We start from the raw sequence: 1,879 nt of genomic DNA on the forward strand, positions 1-1,879 counted from the left end.
AAGAAGGAATGGAAACGTAATCTACACGCTCACCTAGTATGTGACTGGACTGACAAGGTTACAGGGAAGTCCCTAAAGCTGAATCAAAAAGATATGATAGAGATGCAAGACTTAACAGCCCAAATAATGGGTATGGAAAGAGGTGTCAGCTCTGATAAAAAACGACTCAGTTCTATACAATTCAAGATTGAAAAGGAGTGGGAGAAGCTTGAGCAGGTCCTGGTAAACATCAACAACCTGGAGGTTCAGGCCAGACAACTCTCCAGTCAGAAAAAAATCAACGAGGAAGAGCTAAAAGAAATCCAAAACGATTTGAGCCGATTTAAGGCCATTAGAAGAGACTTTGACAAGCTTAGCGACAAATATATCGTCAAAAACTTTTTAGGCCTCATAGACGCCTCAAAAACGGCTGAAAACATAAAAGTATTAGCTTTGAATAATCGGGATTTGGAAAAAGAGGTAAAATCATGGAAAGAAGCTTTTGGGCGAGAGCGCAAACAGAAAAGTGAAGGAATAAACCAATATGATGCCTTGATGAAAAGGTTTAAAGAAAGTAGAAATGCGTTCAAGGACACTTTTATTGTCTTGCAAAGCAAAGGTAAATTATCCTTCTCCGCTTATGGGGAAAAGGCAATGAAAGAGATTTTCCAAAAAGAGTTTGGCGAATCAATAGAAAAAACGTTAGAAGATATTCAGAAAAAAAATTCGGTTAAGAAGGGAAAAGACAAAGGTTTAGGGATTTAAGCATTTTAAAAGGAAACTTTTCAGATTATATTTGTGTATTACAAAAAGTTACAAATGATATCAAAATGAACACTACCGCAGAAAGAAAATCAAGATCAGTAAGAATTAAAACAGCTTTGGATAAACACCTGGAGGAGTTGGCTAAGGAAGAAAATAGGAGCGTAAATAACTTGATCGAAACACTACTGGCTAAAGCTTCAGGGTTCAAAGAGCCAAATGAAGAGACCAGGAGAGCCATTGAGGAAACGGATAAGGAAATAGACACCCTCAAAAAATATAAGTCTGCTCAGGAAGCATTTGACGACATTCTCGGATGAGCTACGAACTAATATTCTCCAACAAGGCTAAAAAAGATCTTAAGAGGTACAAGAGTAACAAAAGGGGATTGGAAGCCTTGAAAACAATCATTGACAAACTTGTCGATGGTGGCCATCAGGCTATCCCTGAAAGTAACAGACCTCACAAGCTCAGCGGTAACTATGAAGGGAGATGGGAATGTCATGCTCTACCCGATCTACTGATCATCTGGAGGCAGGATGAAAAACCAGAAAAAAGAATCGTAATCTACCGAGTTGGGTCACATTCTGAATTGTTTTAAATTATATTTTTAGTTGCCGTTGCCCGATCTTGCGTAAGCTTTTTTCCCTCCCTTTTTGTTTTTGGTTTTTCATTTTTTTTCCCCAAAAGCTTTTTCGGTTTGTACCGACTTTTTTTGTTTTAAAGGCCATTTTTTGTGCGGTTGGGAAGACATACTATAATAGTGGTTTAACTATAATAGTTGATACTATAAGGTGTTTTTTGAATAAACCTACGTTTATGCCGTCAAAGCAGGCTATTAAACCTACGTTTATGCCGTCAAATTGAATATTAAACCTACGTTTATGCCGCCTATTCCTATTTGTTTTTTATAAATAGGTTTATTAAATTTCGAAATGGATAAAAGAAAAACTCAAATCAGTCTTCCTTTGATCATTGAGGAGAAGCGGTTAAAGGAAGTGGTAACCCAGCACTGGAATCTTACTTTCGCAAGGCAAGGGAAAATATCTGTCGTGGCCAAAAGAATGATGGCAGTGGTTCTTGCTCAGATTCAGAGTAATGATCTGAAGTTAAAGCCATACTACGAATTTAAGGCCTC

General features: G+C 37.6%; 3 protein-coding genes and 1 pseudogene. All 4 read left to right on the plus strand.

The window, feature by feature from the left end:
• Positions 1-744, plus strand: a pseudogene (locus B5Y19_RS26300) (plasmid recombination protein); the annotation flags it as partial.
• A gap of 65 nt (positions 745-809) precedes the next feature.
• Complete coding sequence (locus B5Y19_RS25940) at positions 810-1,061, plus strand: hypothetical protein (protein ID WP_139384573.1); 252 nt, start codon at positions 810-812, stop codon at positions 1,059-1,061.
• Positions 1,058-1,342 carry a type II toxin-antitoxin system YafQ family toxin gene (locus tag B5Y19_RS26790; RefSeq protein WP_079592391.1) on the plus strand — a complete coding sequence of 95 codons (285 nt, stop codon included), beginning with the start codon at positions 1,058-1,060 and terminating at the stop codon, positions 1,340-1,342. Before B5Y19_RS25940 ends, B5Y19_RS26790 begins: the two co-directional genes overlap by 4 nt.
• Before the next feature lie 334 nt (positions 1,343-1,676).
• A partial coding sequence (locus B5Y19_RS26345) for a hypothetical protein (protein ID WP_210190126.1) occupies positions 1,677-1,879 on the plus strand: 203 nt, incomplete at its 3' end.

The organism is Allobosea thiooxidans, assembly GCF_900168195.1.
In the GTDB taxonomy this organism is placed as follows: domain Bacteria; phylum Pseudomonadota; class Alphaproteobacteria; order Rhizobiales; family Beijerinckiaceae; genus Allobosea; species Allobosea thiooxidans.